We start from the raw sequence: 18,709 nt of genomic DNA, 5'->3' as shown, positions 1-18,709 counted from the left end.
TATGAATAATTCCAAATTCGTTGTCAATATACGGTACGTTTCTGTTCTATTTTTGCTTGAAATCCACTCTTTTTGGAAATATATGTCGAAACAATTAAAATTGAAGAAAAAGAAGAATCGAATCACAGTCCAATTCTTCTTCTGCATTATTATTCAGCTATTTCCCCACTCACGACTAAATTCGGATTAAATTTGCCTAAGTCTGCATTACTTTCGACGACGATTTTCATATCGACTTTCATTTCATGTTCGCTTGATCCTGCAGCAAAGACCGGCAATTTTTCTTCTATACCTTTCAAGCTATCGATTTGTGTCCATTGGCCTCCCCCGACTTTAACGAATATTTTCACGCCTGCTGCAGGATTCCCTTCTGTCTTAACGGACGCATAAATCCTATTTACTGAGTTATTTCGGATTGTGAATAACTCATTCCAAATATACTCACTATTTTTTTGCAAACCGTATGAATTTCCTGCTTCGCCTTTGTTGAAATCAATTTTCAGCACGCCATCTTCCACGACTGCTGCTTGATGATTCCCATTTTCCAACGCGAGTAATGCTGTATCCGTATTTGTCACTGTACCGCTCATCGCACTTGTCACAGTGGCGGAGGAATACGACATTGCTGCCATTAGACTAGACATTGCCAGCATAAGTACGACCATGAGTAAACTTTTCTTCATTTTCATAGAAAGATTTCTCCTTTTTTAAACAAACAGGGAATCGATGAGTCGTTCCATCTATTCCCTAGTCGTTATCTTATTTTGCTTCGGCTGCTACGACCAAGTTGGGATTGAAATTACCAAGGCTTGCATTTGGTGAAACAACTACTTTAATATCCACTTTCTTTTCGTGGAGTGCCAAAGTTTTAAATGCAACTGGGATTCCCGCAATGACTAAGCCATTTGTGTTCGTAATTTCCGTCCAAGATCCGCCGTCTACTTTAGCAAACATCTGAACACCTGTAGGCAAGTTGTTTTCCAGTTTGATTGTCGCATCAATTTTATTTTCGGAGTTGTTTTTCACACTAAACAATTCATCCCACACATATTCACTGTGCTTTTGTAAGCCGTAAGTAGATACAGGCATAGTTGTGACATTTCCTTTGTTGAAGTCAATCTTCAATACACCAGCATCGATTGACGTTGCTTTGTGCTTCCCCACATTAAGAGCAAGCAAGGATTCCGTCGTACTTTTCACCGATCCAGTCATCGCACTTGTCACAGTCGCCGATGAATAGGACATTGCCGCCATCAGACTGGACATCGCCAGCATGAGTACTACCATGAGTAAACTTTTCTTCATCTTCATTGAAATATCTCCCCCTGAATCATTTTTGCGGTCGCCCGCCGTTATCCAACTGTTTTGAGTATAGTGGATATTTCGTTGGACAACCTTGCTCCAAAGAGGTGTTTTTCGTTTTCTTTCGTCTACCTTCAATTCCACTTTCGATACCTACTTCTACTACTTTTGGCAATAAACAGTATACTTTCGAGCCATACAACTTATCCTGAAGGCTGCTTATTTTAGCGAACAATTCCAATATGATAGAGATGGGAGGGATTCCATGAAAATACTATCAAAAGTTTTCAATAGCGTACTCATTTTACTCATTGTAAGCACACTTCTCGCAGCCGTCGGATCGGCCATTACAAAAGAACCAGTCCTGCTCACAGTCATACGGTCAGATAGCATGGTCCCTGTTTGGGAACGGGGTGATATGGTCGTTATTCGAAATGTAAACGAAAAGGATCCGGTCGCAATAGGAGATATCGTATTTTTCACGACAGACAAAGGGAGCTTAGCCGATAAAGGATGGATTGCACATCGAATCATCGCAGGAGAAGCCGAAAAGGGGTATGTAACACAAGGCGATGCCAATAAACAGACTGACCAGGATTCAGCCGCTTCCGGACTTATTCCAAGAGATAAGATTGTGGCAAAAGCACTGACGATTGGACAAACACCTCTCGTTATCCCAAAAGTAGGCTATTTCTCGTTATGGATGGAAAAATATCAGGGGAACCCTTATCTATTACCCGTCTTCGCTATTATTTTAGCGATTTTAATTGGCATCGGTGAATTAAAACAAGGGAAGAAACGTAAAAAGAAAAGCAAAGGTTTGGAACTCCAACTAATCTATATGATTGGTGGCCTTGTCATCGCAGTTATTTTGGGAGGTTCAATGCTCGCCTCAAGCCAGCATATTAAACTTGTTTACGAAGTCTCTGAAACTGGCAATGGTGCATTAATGGGCAGTGCAGTAGGGATTTTACAAGTCGGCGATGTCATCACACAACCATTATCGGAACTACGAAATGATGGATTCATCCCTTCCATCGGTGTCATTACGACAGACGACCGACAAATTAAAGTGAGTCATGATAAGCTCTTTCTATCCAAAGGGCAATTCATTGAAGCAACGTACACATTAGATGCCAAACAGCCCGGCAAATACGATACCTCGATTAGAGTCGGCGTGTTTTATCCTTTCTTGCCTTCTTCAATCATCTATTTCCTAGCCGAAAAATCTTACTGGCTCGCGCTTACGGTCATTTCCATCATCCCCGGAATTCCATTAATGCTCTATCCATTTTTCGATACGAAAATGAGACGGCAGATGGTTCGTGTTTTCCGCAAACGAAGTAGGAAACTCCGGGCGTCATTACCGTTTTGACGCAAAATAAAAACAGAACCGTAGGGAATTGCACACCCTGCGTTCTGTTTTTGTGATGTTAATAATATTCCATGAAGCGAATCGAATCTTTATCATATGGATCTGCATGGAAAACGAGACGGTAATGTTCATGCGTCATATAAGTATAGGTATAGCTGTTTTCATTCGCATAAATGATTGGTTCTCCATATGCTGCGACAAGCTCATCCAACGTTGTAGATACAGGAACGATGAAACCTGCAAGTGTTAACCCTTCATTTTCATTCACGCTAATCGCGAACGATACATCGTCCAGCCAATAATACGTCCCCGCGTCGATTGTTTCCAAATAAGGAATATAGTCGCTTACATAATATTCGTCTCTCATTTCTTGTCCGAGTGTGTATGCGATTCCTGGGATGTTGCCCCTTTCAATTTCCGCTAAAAAGTCCGAATCGTAAAGCGATAATGTAAAATCAGACAGAATATCATATTCGAATGCAGGTGCATTGTTCAGCGTGAAATTATACAAATCATGAGGAAAAACCGGACCTTCTTCATCCCAATAAGAGTCGTCGTAGCCGACATCCGTTGACGCATAGTTTTCGTACACGTCCTCCTCATCTTCTGAATAACTCGTATATGTTTCATAGTTGCTGTCATATTCGGTGATTTCGTCTTCCTCGATGACTGTATCGGTATAGGTGCCTTCTTCCTCTTCATAGGATTCAGATTCTTCATCCCATACATCTGTATAATACGTATTAGCTTCGTCATCATATGTATTGAAAAGTGAATAATTATCCTCGTAGACATAAGCTTCATCCTGGTTTATCGTCACGATAATACTACCTGAAATAAGGACATACGTTATAAGAAGAAATAGGAGAAAACGGTTCATCGTCCGTCACCATCGCTTCGTTTGTAGTAAACAATTGTGCCCGCCATGAAATCATGCAAACCACGTTTCTTGTCGGTAAACGCGACCATCAAATAACCAATATAGAAAAAGCCTGAAAGAATATGTCCTACATATCTTCCCGTCGCCCGCATGAACGAAATTCTGTTCCCATCCAAGTCACTAACGACGATTCCACATGCTAGTTTGCCAATCGTCCCCTGCCATGACGAACTTTCAAGCATTGCATAATACAGCCAGCTAATAATAATTAAAAGAAGGACAGCTAACGATTCTTCAATTGGCAAGACGAGTAGAGCGACGGCCAATATAAACCAGACGAACTGATCGATGAGCATCGCACCGAAACGGACCCAAAATCCTGCATACTGACGGGTGTCCGACGTCGTCATTTGACGGGGTTGGACATATTGAATTGGCCCTGTCTGGTGAGCAGGAATCCCTCCACTATAGGTTGCAGCTGTTTCAACATGCGGCAATGCGGCGATTTCCTCTGCTCTTTCTACCTTTACTCTGCTACCGCATTTGAAGCAAAATTTATCGTCCATTTTGATGGACGCTCCACAATCTGAACAAAACATCTATTACACCTCTTGTTATCAAATTCGTACGATGGACTATAATAGGTCTATTATACCTCTATTCACACTAATTGCCTAGTAGGCAATTCGTCGACACTACTAAAAAGGGTATGTGAACGACTGACTCGTCCACATACCCTTTGTTCATTTTCCACAACACTTCTTAAATTTCTTCCCACTGCCGCACGGACATGGTTCGTTGCGTCCTACTCTTACAGGGGCTGATGCTTGGCCCGGCAACCATTGCATCGATTGTTGATGAAATGGCTTTAACTCATTCGGTGTATGGCCACGGTTTTCCCATAATCGAGTTGTATTGGCAATTTTAATGATCACCGGGATATACCGTTTCGCTTTGTCAACTGGCAGCTCCAGTCGTTCAAGGAATCTTGTTAACTCCGGCGTGAAATTGCCTCCGCTTACTTGTAATCCTCCGACAAGCTCCATGATTTCCACTTCCGTATCAATCGAGTCGCCGAAATCCGATTTCAGTAGCTCTTCTAACTGTCGCTGTTCGGGGGTTTGTTCAATATAGTGATCATCGACATAGCGCAACAGTTCCATTTTTGAAGGCACGTAATACGGTTTATCCCCAACAGCTTTTGCCAACTCTGCCTTCTGATTAAACTCTTCGATTACATCGTTGATAAAAGCATTGCGATCGACGATGACAAAGTCGTCTGCAAGTTGGTCTTTTATATCATCGGACATAACGAGCTGTTTCAGTTCAGTTAGCGTGATGGGTTCGTCGTTTTGCGCATTAAAAAGTTCGACCACTTTTTCAAATGGCACTACTCCATACAAATTTGTACACGCAATGACATAGTCAATGACTAGCTCCTGTTCAGGTGTCATGCCCATCCATTCGGGTTTTTCCACGGGATAGTATTTATCCGATTGGACGACATAATGGACATGGTCAATCTTGTCCCATTCGGTCTTATGATATTTAGAAGACTTCAACATGCTATTGATGAATTCTGCATCGTATTCCTTATAATACTGACTAGCTGCCCATTCGCGTAAATGGTCATGATCAGGATGGCTCGGATCATGATACGCTTGTAAAAATGCTTCAAAGCCAGGCGGTCCACCAACATCTTCAGGCGGTGCTGTTCCTTCTCCGGCGACTAAAACGGGAAAACCAAAATGATAATCGTCTACGACTTCTTCAAGATCGACCTTAATTCGCCAGCCATCTCCGCTATCGTAGTTATACATCATCGTTTTTTCCGCTTCAAATAATGCATCGATTTTCAAACGCGTAGGCTTCTTTAGCGTACGCCCAGCGAAATCCGTTTTCCCGTATTCCTCATGCGTGTATGGATTATTCGTCACAAGCTGATTGCCAACTTCGATAGCGAAAAAATGATACGGTTCATCCATAAAATAGCTTTGGAAATTTGTAACGCGCTGGATAATTTCATGCAATCGGTTGAATGTTGCACCTGCAGGTAAAATAACTCTGCGCCATATTTCAGGCTCGATGTCCTCAAAAGACAGTCTAACAATATAAGCCTTCAAATCCATCCCCCCCAATCGGATAGTCGTTTTCACTACTGTACCATAAGCATTGGAATACTGGCTGCACTCTATACCACAATCCTACTAAAATCGAAGTGAAAAGGGAATATGTGGTTTTGTGCTAAACTATTTCACCAGATGATTCGTCTAACAGAAGGATTACTCAAGATGAGATTGGCCTAGCAATTACGGATAATCAAAGTAGTTCTATCAACCCAATATTTTTCTCAAGCCCAACTTCACTTGCTCATTTACCATTTTATTGAGATAATTATTGGAAATATATTACACAGTTTCACACTTTGTGGGGGAAGGCGATTGTATGATTCGAGCGATACTAGTAGATGACGAACAGCTTGCATTACGCCATTTGGAGACACAGTTATTGAAAACAGGAAGAGTCGAAGTGGTTGGTAAATTTTCGAATGCGACAGATGTATTGAAAGAAATGAAGAACCTGGATTTTGATGTGGCATTTTTAGATATTGAAATGCCTGGATTGAGTGGTCTTGATCTTGCTGATCTTATTATCGATTGGAACAGCGATGTATTCATCGTCTTTGCAACTGCATACAGGGAATATGCAGTTCAGGCTTTCGAACTTGATTCCATTGATTATTTATTGAAACCGATTATGCTTGAACGTCTAGAGAAAACGACCGCACGCATCCAGGATCAGCTTCAGATTCGCAACAGTGAAAAAGAAAAGGTTCCGATGCGGATTGAATCGTTAACGATTGACTGTTTCAAAGAGTTCAATGTGCTTCATAACGGGACACCCGTCAAATGGAAGACCGTGAAAGTGAAAGAGCTCTTTGCATATTTCTTCATGCATTTAAATCATTCAATCCAACGAGATATGCTCATCGAAACATTATGGCCAGATGTCGATTACCAGCGTGCAAAAATCCAATTACATACTGCCATGTCTTATTTACGGAAGCTTTTAGATGAGCTAGGGCATTCAAACGCCATTACATTTTCAAGTGGAAGTTATACGCTTAAGCTTGAAGGTTTTGAAAGTGATATACATCAGTTCGAAGCAATTAGTAAAAATGAACATGTCATTACATCTGATAATCTCGGCCTTATCGAAAAAGTGATTCAACAATACGATGGTGATTATATGGAAGACAGCGATTATGAATGGGCCACGACAAAAGCTCAAGAAATCAGGCAGAAGCTGCTAAACCTCTTGCAGATGCTTGTCGACTATTTCGATCGTCAACAAAATGTTCATCAAAAACAGAAGTATTTACAGCAGCTCGTTGCGTTGAATCCTTATTCCGAGCATGCGACACAGCAACTGATGCAACATTATGTTGCGATTGGCAACCGTGGCGAAGCCGTGCGTGTCTATCATGAGATTAAGTCGATTCTAATCGAAGATCTTGGCATCCTGCCTGATCAGTCGACAACGCAATTATATGATTCCATCTTACAAGGTTGATAGGCATCTCAGCGCGCCACTTTTCTCTATTGGAAAGTAGCCCGCTGAGATTCTTTTTTATAGCGGAACCGTGAAGCTCATAGTAGTGCCCTTATTTACTTCACTAGAAATTCGTAAACCTGTTCCAAACAATTGCCTTAACCGCTTATCTGTATTGACTAAACCGATACCACTCTGATTTTCATCCGCTTTGTTCAGTAAATTCTTTAGTTTCTCTGCTGCTATGCCGACGCCATCATCCATGATGGCTATATCGACTGCTTCACTATGAGCGATAATTGAAATGGTAACTGTTCCGCCTTCAGCTTTTTTTAACACACCGTGTTTAATCGCATTTTCGACAAGGGTTTGAATGGCTAAAGGTGGTACCATTACATTCGATGATACTTGCACATCCCACTCCACCGTTAGTCGGTCACAGAACCGCTCCAATTCGATATACACATATGATTTCACGAGTTGCAGTTCCTGATCGAGCGGCACCAATTCTTGTAAATTTCGGGTCGCAAAGCTGATATTCAAATAATTGCCGAACTGCTCGATCAGTTTCATCATTTTCTTCGGGTCTTCATGGCTGAGTGCTGCGATTGTATTTAATGTATTGAAAAGGAAATGTGGCTGGATTTGGGCTTGTAGCCAAGCGGCTTCCATCGCAATCCGCTCCGTCAAGGCTTTTCTAAGATTCGTAAGCGCCTTCACTCGAATAATTAGTTCCACTCGATCGACAGGTTTAGTAATGTAGTCATTCGCACCATAATGGAAGCCTGTTTGCACATCTTCCAACTGGCTGCGTGCTGTTAATAATAAAATCGGCAACTCCGCTATCGTAAACCGTTCCCGGATTTTCTCTGTCAGTTCATAACCTGACATGCGTGGCATCATGACATCCGTTATGACGAGATCCCACTTGCCCTTATTCAACAGCTCAAGTGCCGCCTCTCCGCTCAGACATGTCTGAACGGTAAATTCATTCGCCGTCATGATCTGTTCAATGATCGATACATTTACAGGATCGTCATCGACAATGAGAATCTTTGGTTGTTTTTCAAGATTGATTGCACTCGTTTGCTCAGTAAGCGGTACTTTGAAACTTTCAATGGCTCGATACGCTGTAATCGGTTCTGTTCTTGCTTTGCCAAATGGAATTGTGAATGTGAATGTTGAGCCTTCATTCACAACGGAATCGACTGTTAATTGGCCTCCGTGAAGTTGAACGAGCTCGTCGCAAATCGCAAGACCAAGTCCAAGCCCGTTGCCCATTGCCGTCATGCTTGCATCGACCTGTTCGTATGGTTGGAAGATGGTCGTCAATGCCTCTTGCGCAATGCCAATTCCTGCATCCTTCACTTCAATAACTGCAAACTTCCCATCCATTTTAGCAGTTACCCCTATCTCCCCACACTCTGTATACTTCACCGCATTATGGATTAAGTTGAACAGAATCTGGAACAGTCTGTTTTCATCACCATAAACGTATGGGAACTTATGAGAAATTGCAATGTGAAATGATATATCCTTCCCTTTCGTCATAAAACGAACCGTATCGATTACACTCGATGCAACCGCTGAAATGTCCACATCTGTTAAATGAAGTTGAATGCCACCTTCTTTCAATTTTTGCACATCCATTAAATCATTTAAGATGATCGACATTCGTTTACTGACAGTGAGGAGCGTCTCCATGTTTTTTCTATTTTCTTCTGATAGCTGATTTTCTGTCTCATAGATTGTTTGTGAAATATTCATGATGCCGTGAAGCGGATTCCGTAACTCATGTGAAGTATTTGCTAGAAATTCATCTTTACGGTCATTCGTTCGTTGTAGTCTGTCAGCCAATGCTTGACTCTCTTCCGTCACTTGGAAAAATTGTTTGAACCAGAATACCGCAAAGAAAATAACAGCAAGAATTAGATCAAACGGATAGTACGGTAAAATGAGGAGCTGATTACTTTTCAGTGATGCCCATGCGATATTATTTGCAATACAGATCATAGCAAACAATAAGTAGATTGCCCCGGTAGTTCCCTTACGTACGATGTAAAACAGGCTGATTGCAATGAGCATCGGCACGACGAGCATAATAATAGAAAACAGAGGGCTCCAAACCGATCTGACGCCAGCTAACAACAACACGATATAAAGGATATACAAGATGAGAAACAGCTGAAAGTTTACCGTAAGCCATTTACTGGATGTGAGTGATTTAGCCAAAAGCCGTTTGAAAAATAACATAAGGAAAATGACTGACGTCACATAGGACGAGTAAAATAAGAGCGACCACACCGAATCAGGGATGCCTGGAAACAGCATGAGTAGAACCCGATCATCGTCCAATAGGATGGAAAAAGCAGCACTTCCGAACACGACTGCCAAATAGAGCAGCTCCATCCGTCTAGAAAATCCGATATAGATAATCACCGCAAAAATAAAATGAAGCACAAGAACACTCGCACTTAAGATTTGGTACAACATGGACACTGTCCGGCTACGCTCAATAGCGGACAGATTACCGAACTGGATAGGCTCCTTAATGCCACTCATCCGATTTCCAGCTTTATCCGCAACTTGGATAACAAGGTCGATTTCTTGTAGAGTGCTGTCAATTTGGAGCATATACGGTTTCACTTTCCCGACAAAACCGTTCTCCTGTTCAGCGACGGATCCTTGTCCCATCATTTCCTGTCCGTTAATGAACACTTTAGATGCGGACCGGATATCTTTTACATATAATGCAAATGGTTCAGCCCATTCATTTTCGTTCAATAAAATCTTTACGCTATATGTACCATACAAGTACGGTGGGTTTTCTTCATCCGTTGAAGCGCTTAACGTCTCTTTCCATTTGCCGGGTAACGTAATGATTTGCGGGTTACTTGAGGATTTTGCTGATTCAATCAGTTCCCACGGATAGAATTGCCACTCACCATCTAGACGAAGAGCTTGATTTGTAAAATCTGTCTCTCGCAAGTCGAGCACACCGTTTTGTACTGTTGGAAGATGTTCGCCAGTATGATGGGATAGCCAAATGAGTCGGAAGGATAGTAATACGACTAATAGACTGCCCGTAAGTACGATTAGTTTTTTTCGATTCATGAGCGATTTCATCTCCATTCCCATCAATTACGCGTTCACTTTCGCAGCGTGACAATAGATTCATCCGCAAACCGGTATTCATTATGCGTAGAGCTTTTCGCTTCGTACATCGCCCGGTCTGCAAGCTCGATTAGCTGTTCTGGATTCGTTGCATGTTCAGGAAATAAGCTGATGCCAATACTTACACTGACATTCAAATACGAAATGATGGAGCTAAAACCTTTTTCGAAAATAGTCAGGATTTCTTTAATGATTGCATCCAGGTTTGCAGAATCCTCAATCAAGATGATGAATTCATCACCGCTCATATGAAAAAGACCGTAATTCGTATAGGGCATAATCGAGAGTCGTCTACCAATCTCTATGATCAGCTGGTCTCCGGTACGATGCCCATATTGATCATTGACGCTTTTGAAACGATTCAAATCCATGAATAGTACTGCAAATTGCCCATCCATCTGCTGTGCCCGCCAGATGTGTAAATCCATCGCATCATATAAGCTGCGACGGTTCGGTAAACCTGTCAGTTCATTGTGATAGGCTAACCTTTTCCACTGAGCAGCAAGCTTCACGTCGGTTATATCCTGATGCAATGTCAGGATTTTCTCAACAGAGCCGTCGGCAGCCATAATCGGGATGAAAGTCGATTCAAGCCATTTCACATCACCACATTTTGTTATGAAACGATTTTCACCTTGCGATTTCTCGCCTAGCCTAGCCTTGTCCAACACTTCGCTCAACTCTTCTAGACACCCAGTCGTCAGCTCCTGGTAGTCCAGCGTGATGATTTCATCCAGCGTGAAACGTGTGAGTGCTAGAAATCGCTTGTTCGCGTCTAGTACCTTTCCTTCCTCCGTCAACTCCAGGATGAGAAAAGTGTCATTCACAAGATTACTGAATACAATTTCATGATTTCGCTGTTCAATCATCACGGTCACCTCGCACTTTCTCTATATAGAAGTATATAGAGGACTTCTTACAAATCTCTTACACATTCGCACACAAGTTTCTGCTTGTAAAAAAGCCTTTCCCCGACAGGAATGGCTTTGTATATGCTCCTATTACCACTCAATCTGGTCGATGTCGATTTCATACAGCGTTACATCACGGATAGCTATCTTCTGCAAAGATGCAGCTCTTTCGATTTTTCGTTTGGCCTTGATGTAATAATTATCTTTAATAGCGACACGTCTAGCTAAAATGCTGATGTAGGATGGTCTTTGCTCGATTTCGTTCTTCAATAACTCAGTCGTCAAATAATCAATATAATGTGCAGCGTAGTTCTGATAATATCCGATGAAATTGGGAGTCAACGAGCTTTTGAGAAGCCGGAATTTATTCTCTCCGATCGTCTCCTCCAAGTGGTCGGCTACTACGCCTTGAAATTGTCGGGCAGTTGCTGGAACGAGGTCCCAATAATGCTTGTTGTTTTTCGCAGACAACTCGATTAAATCATTTAATACAAAACTAATGAATAGCATTTCAGTCCATAAAACAGGAATTTGAAAGTATACATTATTCTCTTGTACAGCAGTCATCACATTGCCATGACCTTCGATTTCTTTTAAGCCATTCGCCCTGAGCACGGTTTTCCCATCATCAGTCATTGCGGATTCCACTTCGTCACAAAATCGTAAAAAGCGGGCTCTTACTTGGTCATAACCGATATGTTCACCTTCTGCTCCTACAAGTTCCCGAATGGACTCAAGTAAAGTTCTAAAGTCATATATATCTCCTATAATGTTCACACCTGCGTAATTTGGCGTATTTTCTAAGCTGATCATTGTTTTGTTTCACTCCTATGTATCCGGCAGTTAAATAGTAACACATTTAAATTAATAGGTCTATAAAACTAATATAATTCATAAATTGATATGTTAGTCCTAATAGCGACAGATGAATTGAAGTGACTTTAGGATTAAAAATAGACGCTGATTGCTCATCAGCGTCTTTACTCTATTTTCTATGATCTAGCTTTTACGATTAGGTATTTCGAACCATACAACAGTACCTTTCCCTTTACTACTTTGAATGTTCAAACCTTTACCGAATAGCTTTTTAAGGCGGCGATCGGTATTCGGGATTCCAATCCCCTTCTTAATAGCCGCTTCCGGAACAAGTACGCGTTGCACTTCCGCTTCCGTCATTCCAATACCGTCATCTTCAATCGATATTTCAAAAGCGTCGGTCTTAGCAGCAATGCGAATCGTAATCTTGCCGCCTTCTTCCCGTTGAAGTACACCATGGACGGCTGCATTCTCGACGAGCGTCTGGATGGACAACGGAGGAATGAAGCACTCATCTACTTCCTCCACGAGCCATTCCACTTGTAGCCGATCGCTGAAACGTTCCTGTTCAATATAAAGGTAGGACTTTATCAAAGCAATCTCGTCTTTAAGCGGTACGAGATCTTGAACGTTTTCGGTGGCAAAACTCCTACGTAAGTAATTTCCAAATTCATGTTGCAGTTTTATCATTCGATCCGGATCGATTTCAGCTAATGAAGCAATTGTATTTAATGTGTTGAACAAAAAATGCGGGCGTATTTGCGCTTGAAGCCACGCCGCCTCCATTTTGTTCTGGTCCTTAATGGATTCGCGCAGTTTTGTCAGACTGTGCACACGTGCCTGCAACGATAAGGCATCCACAGGTTTTGAGACATAATCATTTGCTCCGGCAATGAACCCTGTAATAATGTCTTGAGGCTGGCTCCGGGCAGTGAGCAGCAAGATTGGCAGTTCTGCTACTGTATATGATTTGCGCACCGTTTTTGTCAATTCATACCCAGACATACCCGGCATCATGACGTCCACAATGACCAAATCGAATGTGGCTGCCTCAATTTTCTCAAGTGCTTCCTTGCCGCTACTGGCCGTCGTCAATGAATATTCTTTCTGTAGAAGCTTCTGTAAGACGAGCAAGTTGACCGGGTCATCATCGACAATGAGAATCCTGGATGCATCCAACGAGGCCTCCTGCTTAGTCGTCACAGTGAGCTCTTCGACTACCTGTTCCTTTATCGTCGTTATCTGAGGCTTTTCCAACCCTGTCACCTCAGTAGCAATCGGCAATGTGAATGTGAACGTCGAGCCCTCACCTGGCGTCGATTTCGCCCAAATCGTGCCACCATGCAATTCAACTAGTTGCTTACAGATGGATAGCCCTAATCCAACTCCACCTGTCGATGTTACACTCGGATTCCCCTGTTTATATCGATCGAACACTGTGTCTTTCACTTGCGCATCCATACCGATGCCTGTATCCCGAACAAAAATCGTCGCTTCATCCTTCGTATATGTTGCGCTGATACTGACTGTCCCCTCTTCCGTAAACTTCACCGCGTTATGCAGTAAATTGAACAAAATTTGAATCAACCGGTGCTCGTCCCCTTCCACTGTCGGGAATGTATGCGGAATGTCCATGATCAGTTCGATGTCTTTACCATAGACAAGCAATTGCACCATATCCATTGAAACGGAAGCGGCACTATGGAGATTGACTGCTGTTTTATCCAATCGGAAATCTTCTTCAGTCATACGGGCACTGTCAAGCAAGTCGTTTAACGTAAAAGCCATCTGTTTCCCTATTCTCAGAAGCAATTCAAGGCTTTCTCGATTGCTTTCGGATAACGGTTCGTTTTCATCTAGTAGCATTGTATGAGCGATATTGTTAATGCCGTGCAGTGGATTACGTAATTCATGCGACGTGTTGGCGAGAAACTCATCCTTCAGCTGACTTGTCTTTTGCAACTCACTTCGCTGATAGTCATTCATTTTCACAACGCGGATATGCCGCAAAATCAGCAGTAGCGCGATTGATAAAATGACGATGATGAAATCAAATGGGTAGTAAGGAATATTGGAAAAACCGAGTATGATAGCCGTTCCCCAAATGACATTCGATGTATAACTCGTTATGAACAGCAAAATAAAAATGGCGTCGGGATAGCCTGAACGGATTGCTTTAATTGTCTCCCTGAATAAAACATAAAGAGAAACGATATAGAATAGGCCAATAAATGCACCGAAAAACGGATAAATTTCATATGGAACAAGTACTATTCCCATTACTAATAAAATATAAAAAATTGTTAACATCTTGTATATAGACGATTTCCATTCAAATAAATGTTGGACAAACTTAATCGTAATGAAAAGGATAGTGAGGAAAATAAACAACAGGAGCATATTTGTCCATTCAATCGGAAGAGGTAGCTGCAAGACAACATCGTCATCTATTAAAAGAGACAGTCCACTAACGATAAGCAACAAACCGTAATAGAACACTTCCTTTTGGTACTTTCCCCTCGCAATGAAGTAGAAGTAGAACGCATACAGGCTATGGAGTAAATAAATAATGCATATAGTAAACTGAAGGGATGCGGACCGTTTTGACTCTTTGATAATTGCACTAGCTGTGCCAATCTTAATACTATTAGAAATACCACCAAAGAACGGAATATCATAATTGGAGAGGTGGATGAGAAGTTCCACTTCACCATTTTCATTATGGAAAAGGGCTGTGTAGGGGCCCCGTTCAGTCGAATAATCATCTATCGTTTGCACAGGATTATTCTGATTGGCAACCTCACGGCCATTGACAAAAATGCGCGAAGCTGTTGACCCTTCCACCATACGTAGTCCGTATACTTCTTGGCTATCGGAAGGTACTTTCAACTTCAATCGGTACGTCCCGTACCCATAAGGAGCAATCGATTCAGTAGAGTGCAAGTCTTCTACCCAATTTCCAGGTACGGTTATGTATTGTTTAGAAGTTTCTTGATGTGCTAGAGGGTCCAGAAATTCATGCGGATAGAATTCCCACTCGCCATCCAGTGTGATTGTTTCGTTATCCGTGAATGTCCACTCGCTGAGATCCACATGACCTTTTACGGCGTGCGGATGCTCGGGGATTTCATGGTAGTTGATCCACCCGATTCGGAGGAAGGTCAATCCCAAGAAGAACAGGACGATTGTTAGATAGATTCTTTTTCTGGACATCGGTTGGCTACTTGGCATGAGGGATCGTTCCTTTCCGGCGTGCTTTCGTTCCTGACTTGTAAATAGACTGGATAGAGAAAGTATTGACTTACTAGAGTTTACCATTTCATTCATATGTTTTGCTATGGGGTATAGTAATGACTTAAATTCACCAAAAAGAAATCTCTATAAAATGTTGTTTTTTGCTTCAGGCGGGCGCTTTTCAACCTCAGGATTCTTACATTTTCGGCGTAATGCAATCGTAGACATCATCGTGAAGTTAAGGATGCTTCTCGACTTACTGTTTCCAAGCAAGCTTTAGTATGTAAAAAAGCAGCCCTTTATGATTCTTTGAGGGCTGCTACTTAAGTCTTTGATGAGATTATCTATTGACAGTAATTACTGAATTGAAGTTTGCTAAGTTATTCTGCAAATTACGAACTGGTGATTGCGAGTCTGCTATAAGCTGGACCCGTAAATCATAGATATAGTTTGCTTTTAAATCGACCGCCCAATTATCTTTTCCTGCTGGATAATTATTATTTACTGGCAACACTTCCAGAACTAAATCTCCATTTGAATAACCAGGAATAGTATCAGTGTCTAGATAGACAACATTTTGGTTAGCCACTCCATTATAGCTGATGTATTTAGCAACAGACGCCATGACTGTTGTTGAATACGTATCGCTCACACCTATGTGAGGCTCAATCCTATTTAGAGCGGATGCCGGAACCCGATGGTTATTGACGAACAGTTGGAAATCTTTCGTATCAACGTTTTGAACCACTTCACTAAATGTAAATAGTAATCCGTTATTCCCGATGACCCTGGCGCTAGTCAATTCAGGACTTGACCCATTGACCATTGTAACATTTCCAAAGCCCGGCGTAGCTAAAATATTGCCTGCATTATCCCGTATATTATTCACAGTGAATTGAACATTTTTCGTTTCACTTATTGAAGCAGATGGAATATGGACGGTGACTCGGACAGTTGTCGCTCGATCCTCCGTACCAGAAAACGTTGTTGTCACGTACGATCCAATAGGCAATGCCCTTCCATCCAATGTGTAGTTATTCACATCTTGAACTGTCGTCAAGTCAATGCCGCTATCTGCATCTATTGCCGTAAACGTCACTGTTTGTTCGATTCCAGGCAATGTACCCGGTTGAATCGGTGTACTTGCAATCCCTGAAACGTAAGGACGTACTGTGTCATACGATGCTTCGTTCGTCACTGTAAAATACACCGTCGCCAATTGGTTTGCATTACGCGCAGACGATTTGTCCACGACGGTATTTGCTGGCACGCGTAACAGATAATCTCCATTTGGCAGTGGCTGTGAAATCGTCAATGTATTGTTGACAATGGCGACATTGCTGCTGTTTACGTAAATAGGTGTGGAGACACCCGTCTTTTGATTGATCGCTTGGATCGTTTGGTTGCCATTCAATACGACTTCTTTTGAGAATGAAGCAACAATTTTACCACCTTTGAATTCAACTGTTTCGAGTAATGGTGCCGTCTTATCCTTCACCATCGTAACAGTCGTCGAATAGGTTTTAGCATTATTGCCGACAGTGTCCTTCACATCGCTGTCGATGAATAGGACCGCATCGTATTTGTCGTTATAGAAAATAGCGGAACCTGTAAGAATGATAGTTTTGGAATTTTGTCCCGCTGTTGCAGTGAGCGGAATTAGTTGTCCGTTCGAGTGCACGAGTCTCGCATGATTCACAAATGACGCCAGATTCATATCTTTGTCATACGTCACTTCGATACGGTTCTCACCGAGCACTTTTACGTTCGTGACAGTAGGCGCTGCGGTGTCTGCGGAAATGGTAATATCCACATTCACAGGATTCGGTTCTGCCAAATTATTCTTATAGTCCTTCACATTCAGCAGACGAACTTTCGCTGTCGTTCCTGCAGCAACCGCTTTGTTCACTGTGATGATGAGTTGGTTCGGATTCGTTGAGCTGTTTGCCACGGTTGCGGGCTGATCGTTCACATACGCGATGACACCAGCTGCATTGACTGGCTCGTCAAAGTTTACATTGAACGTATTTGTTGCTGTTTTTGCAGCCGCGGAACCGGATACATATTTTGGACCTGTTTTATCTGCTGCCTTCAAAATGGATGTGTGTTCTTCAAACTTTTCACCTTTAGCGGAAGTGATGGCACTTGTTGCCTTGAACGCATATTCCCCGTCAAAAATCCAATTCGCTGTAATGGTCAGCACTTTTCCATCTTCTGATAATGAACCCGTTAATGTTCCTGGGTTCACAGTAGATCCCGACACCATCGTAAATGTCATGTTTTTCACGTTGTTTGTGGCATCAAGCACGGATGATTTAGCGACAGGCGTCGTAAAGTGGATTTCCACTTGTTTCGCATTGACCGCTTTAACGTCCGCCACGAATCGATCATCCGCTGCGTAGTCGAACTTCACTTCAATCGACTTCTCTACTTTTGCTTCGCCTTTTGTAAGTGTAATACTATACGTTCCGGCAGCTTTACCTTCAGACGCTTTTACGGTAATTCCTTTATCCGTCATCAGTGATGCCGCGTATTTATGGACTGCTGCCAGTTTCGTTTCATCTGACGCAAGCGGTCCACGGGCAACGTTGACAGTACCTGTTTTTAGAAGTGCTGCTGCCGCATCGACTGCAACTTGGTTCTCATCCACTTTTGGTGTGATAAACGCTTCGCCCCTGAAGACGAAAGAAGCCATTTGGCCGCGTGTCACATGTGCATTTAACGAGAATGTCGTTGGTGTCGTACCCGTTGTAATTTCATGTCCGTAAAGCGAGCGTACGAATTCGATATGCCACTGTTTTGCATTTATATCGCTGAATGGCAGACGGACATTGTTCATTTCATCCAATTCAAAGCCAAGGACGAGAATCTTTGCCATTTGAGCCCTTGTCAAGCTATCGTTCGGGCGGAATGTATTGTCTTCATAACCAGAGATAATTCCTTCTTCGACGAGCGCAGCAATGTATTTATAATAGGGATGACTTTTGCTGACATCTTTGAAGTTCGGGTTATCCGTTTTTTCCAGATCGAGATCCAATACAAGCGCCAACAGTTTTGCCGCATCTTGCCGTGTAATATTCTGGCCCGGCTTGAATGTGCCGTCCGCATATCCATTCATCATGCCGGCAGCTGTATATTTCATGACCGCTTCATAGAAATGGTGTGTAGGAATATCCCGTACATCCGTGAATGTCTTTGTCTCGGCTTTTGTCAGTGCCGGCCCTGTTGCTACGACAGCACCTGTCATGAGTGCAGTCGCGATTGTCGCTTTAAATAGTCTGTTTGGTTGGTTGTTTCCCATCATTCATTCCCCCGATTCTTTTGTAAGCATATGTAAAAAAAGTGAAGAATACTAGTTTGCCAGGTTACTAACTTCATTATAAAATGATTGGAAAATTAGTGCAACTTTTCATCAATGAAAAACAGCCCTCCAACCGGTGTGATTCGGTGAAAGGACTGCTTTTC

The 18,709-nt window shown here is 42.3% G+C and carries 12 protein-coding genes; 2 read left to right on the top strand and 10 right to left on the bottom strand.

What is annotated here, in order from left to right; genetic code table 11:
* Positions 1 to 149 precede the first annotated feature (149 nt).
* Both QWT69_RS03000 and QWT69_RS02995 read right to left on the bottom strand, forming a co-directional pair.
* Entirely contained in the window at positions 150 to 689 is a 540-nt protein-coding gene (locus QWT69_RS03000) for a hypothetical protein (protein ID WP_317968833.1), read from the bottom strand.
* Between the two features lie 70 nt (positions 690 to 759).
* The gene (locus QWT69_RS02995) at positions 760 to 1,311 is read right to left on the bottom strand and encodes a DUF1102 domain-containing protein (protein ID WP_317968831.1); all 552 of its coding nucleotides are present in this window, start codon (positions 1,309 to 1,311) and stop codon (positions 760 to 762) included.
* 256 nt (positions 1,312 to 1,567) lie between these two features.
* On the opposite strand from QWT69_RS02995, the gene QWT69_RS02990 reads away from it, so the two are divergent.
* Positions 1,568 to 2,677 carry a signal peptidase I gene (locus QWT69_RS02990; protein ID WP_317968829.1) on the top strand — a complete coding sequence of 370 codons (1,110 nt, stop codon included), beginning with the start codon at positions 1,568 to 1,570 and terminating at the stop codon, positions 2,675 to 2,677.
* Positions 2,678 to 2,735: 58 nt separating this feature from the next.
* Here the strand turns inward: QWT69_RS02990 and QWT69_RS02985 are convergent, their stop codons facing one another.
* The 3 genes from QWT69_RS02985 to QWT69_RS02975 all read right to left on the bottom strand — a co-directional run bounded on the left by QWT69_RS02985 (position 2,736) and on the right by QWT69_RS02975 (position 5,680).
* Positions 2,736 to 3,497: a hypothetical protein gene (locus QWT69_RS02985; protein ID WP_317968827.1), complete on the bottom strand. Its 762-nt coding sequence runs from the start codon at positions 3,495 to 3,497 to the stop codon at positions 2,736 to 2,738.
* A gap of 56 nt (positions 3,498 to 3,553) precedes the next feature.
* Positions 3,554 to 4,156: an RDD family protein gene (locus QWT69_RS02980; protein ID WP_317968825.1), complete on the bottom strand. Its 603-nt coding sequence runs from the start codon at positions 4,154 to 4,156 to the stop codon at positions 3,554 to 3,556.
* A 144-nt stretch (positions 4,157 to 4,300) separates the two neighbouring features.
* Positions 4,301 to 5,680: an IS1096 element passenger TnpR family protein gene (locus QWT69_RS02975; protein ID WP_317968823.1), complete on the bottom strand. Its 1,380-nt coding sequence runs from the start codon at positions 5,678 to 5,680 to the stop codon at positions 4,301 to 4,303.
* 322 nt (positions 5,681 to 6,002) lie between these two features.
* Between QWT69_RS02975 and QWT69_RS02970 the strand changes: the two genes are divergently transcribed.
* Positions 6,003 to 7,130: a response regulator gene (locus QWT69_RS02970; protein WP_317968821.1), complete on the top strand. Its 1,128-nt coding sequence runs from the start codon at positions 6,003 to 6,005 to the stop codon at positions 7,128 to 7,130.
* Between the two features lie 57 nt (positions 7,131 to 7,187).
* On the opposite strand, the gene QWT69_RS02965 is transcribed toward QWT69_RS02970, so the two are convergent.
* From QWT69_RS02965 to QWT69_RS02945, 5 genes are all read right to left on the bottom strand, one after another.
* Positions 7,188 to 10,223, bottom strand: coding sequence for a hybrid sensor histidine kinase/response regulator (locus tag QWT69_RS02965; protein ID WP_317968819.1), 3,036 nt, complete (start codon positions 10,221 to 10,223; stop codon positions 7,188 to 7,190).
* Positions 10,224 to 10,258: 35 nt separating this feature from the next.
* Complete coding sequence (locus QWT69_RS02960) at positions 10,259 to 11,152, bottom strand: diguanylate cyclase domain-containing protein (RefSeq protein ID WP_317968817.1); 894 nt, start codon at positions 11,150 to 11,152, stop codon at positions 10,259 to 10,261.
* Positions 11,153 to 11,284: 132 nt separating this feature from the next.
* Positions 11,285 to 12,007, bottom strand: coding sequence for a DUF6904 family protein (locus QWT69_RS02955; RefSeq protein WP_317968815.1), 723 nt, complete (start codon positions 12,005 to 12,007; stop codon positions 11,285 to 11,287).
* 186 nt (positions 12,008 to 12,193) lie between these two features.
* Positions 12,194 to 15,223, bottom strand: a complete 3,030-nt coding sequence (locus QWT69_RS02950) for an ATP-binding protein (RefSeq protein ID WP_317968813.1) — start codon at positions 15,221 to 15,223, stop codon at positions 12,194 to 12,196.
* A gap of 361 nt (positions 15,224 to 15,584) precedes the next feature.
* Positions 15,585 to 18,548 carry an S-layer homology domain-containing protein gene (locus tag QWT69_RS02945; protein ID WP_317968811.1) on the bottom strand — a complete coding sequence of 988 codons (2,964 nt, stop codon included), beginning with the start codon at positions 18,546 to 18,548 and terminating at the stop codon, positions 15,585 to 15,587.
* Positions 18,549 to 18,709: the final 161 nt, after the last annotated feature.

The organism is Sporosarcina oncorhynchi (genome assembly GCF_033304615.1).
Classification (GTDB): domain Bacteria; phylum Bacillota; class Bacilli; order Bacillales_A; family Planococcaceae; genus Sporosarcina; species Sporosarcina oncorhynchi.
Note: the sequence above shows the minus strand (reverse complement) of the source record. Positions and strands in the feature narration are given on the sequence as shown.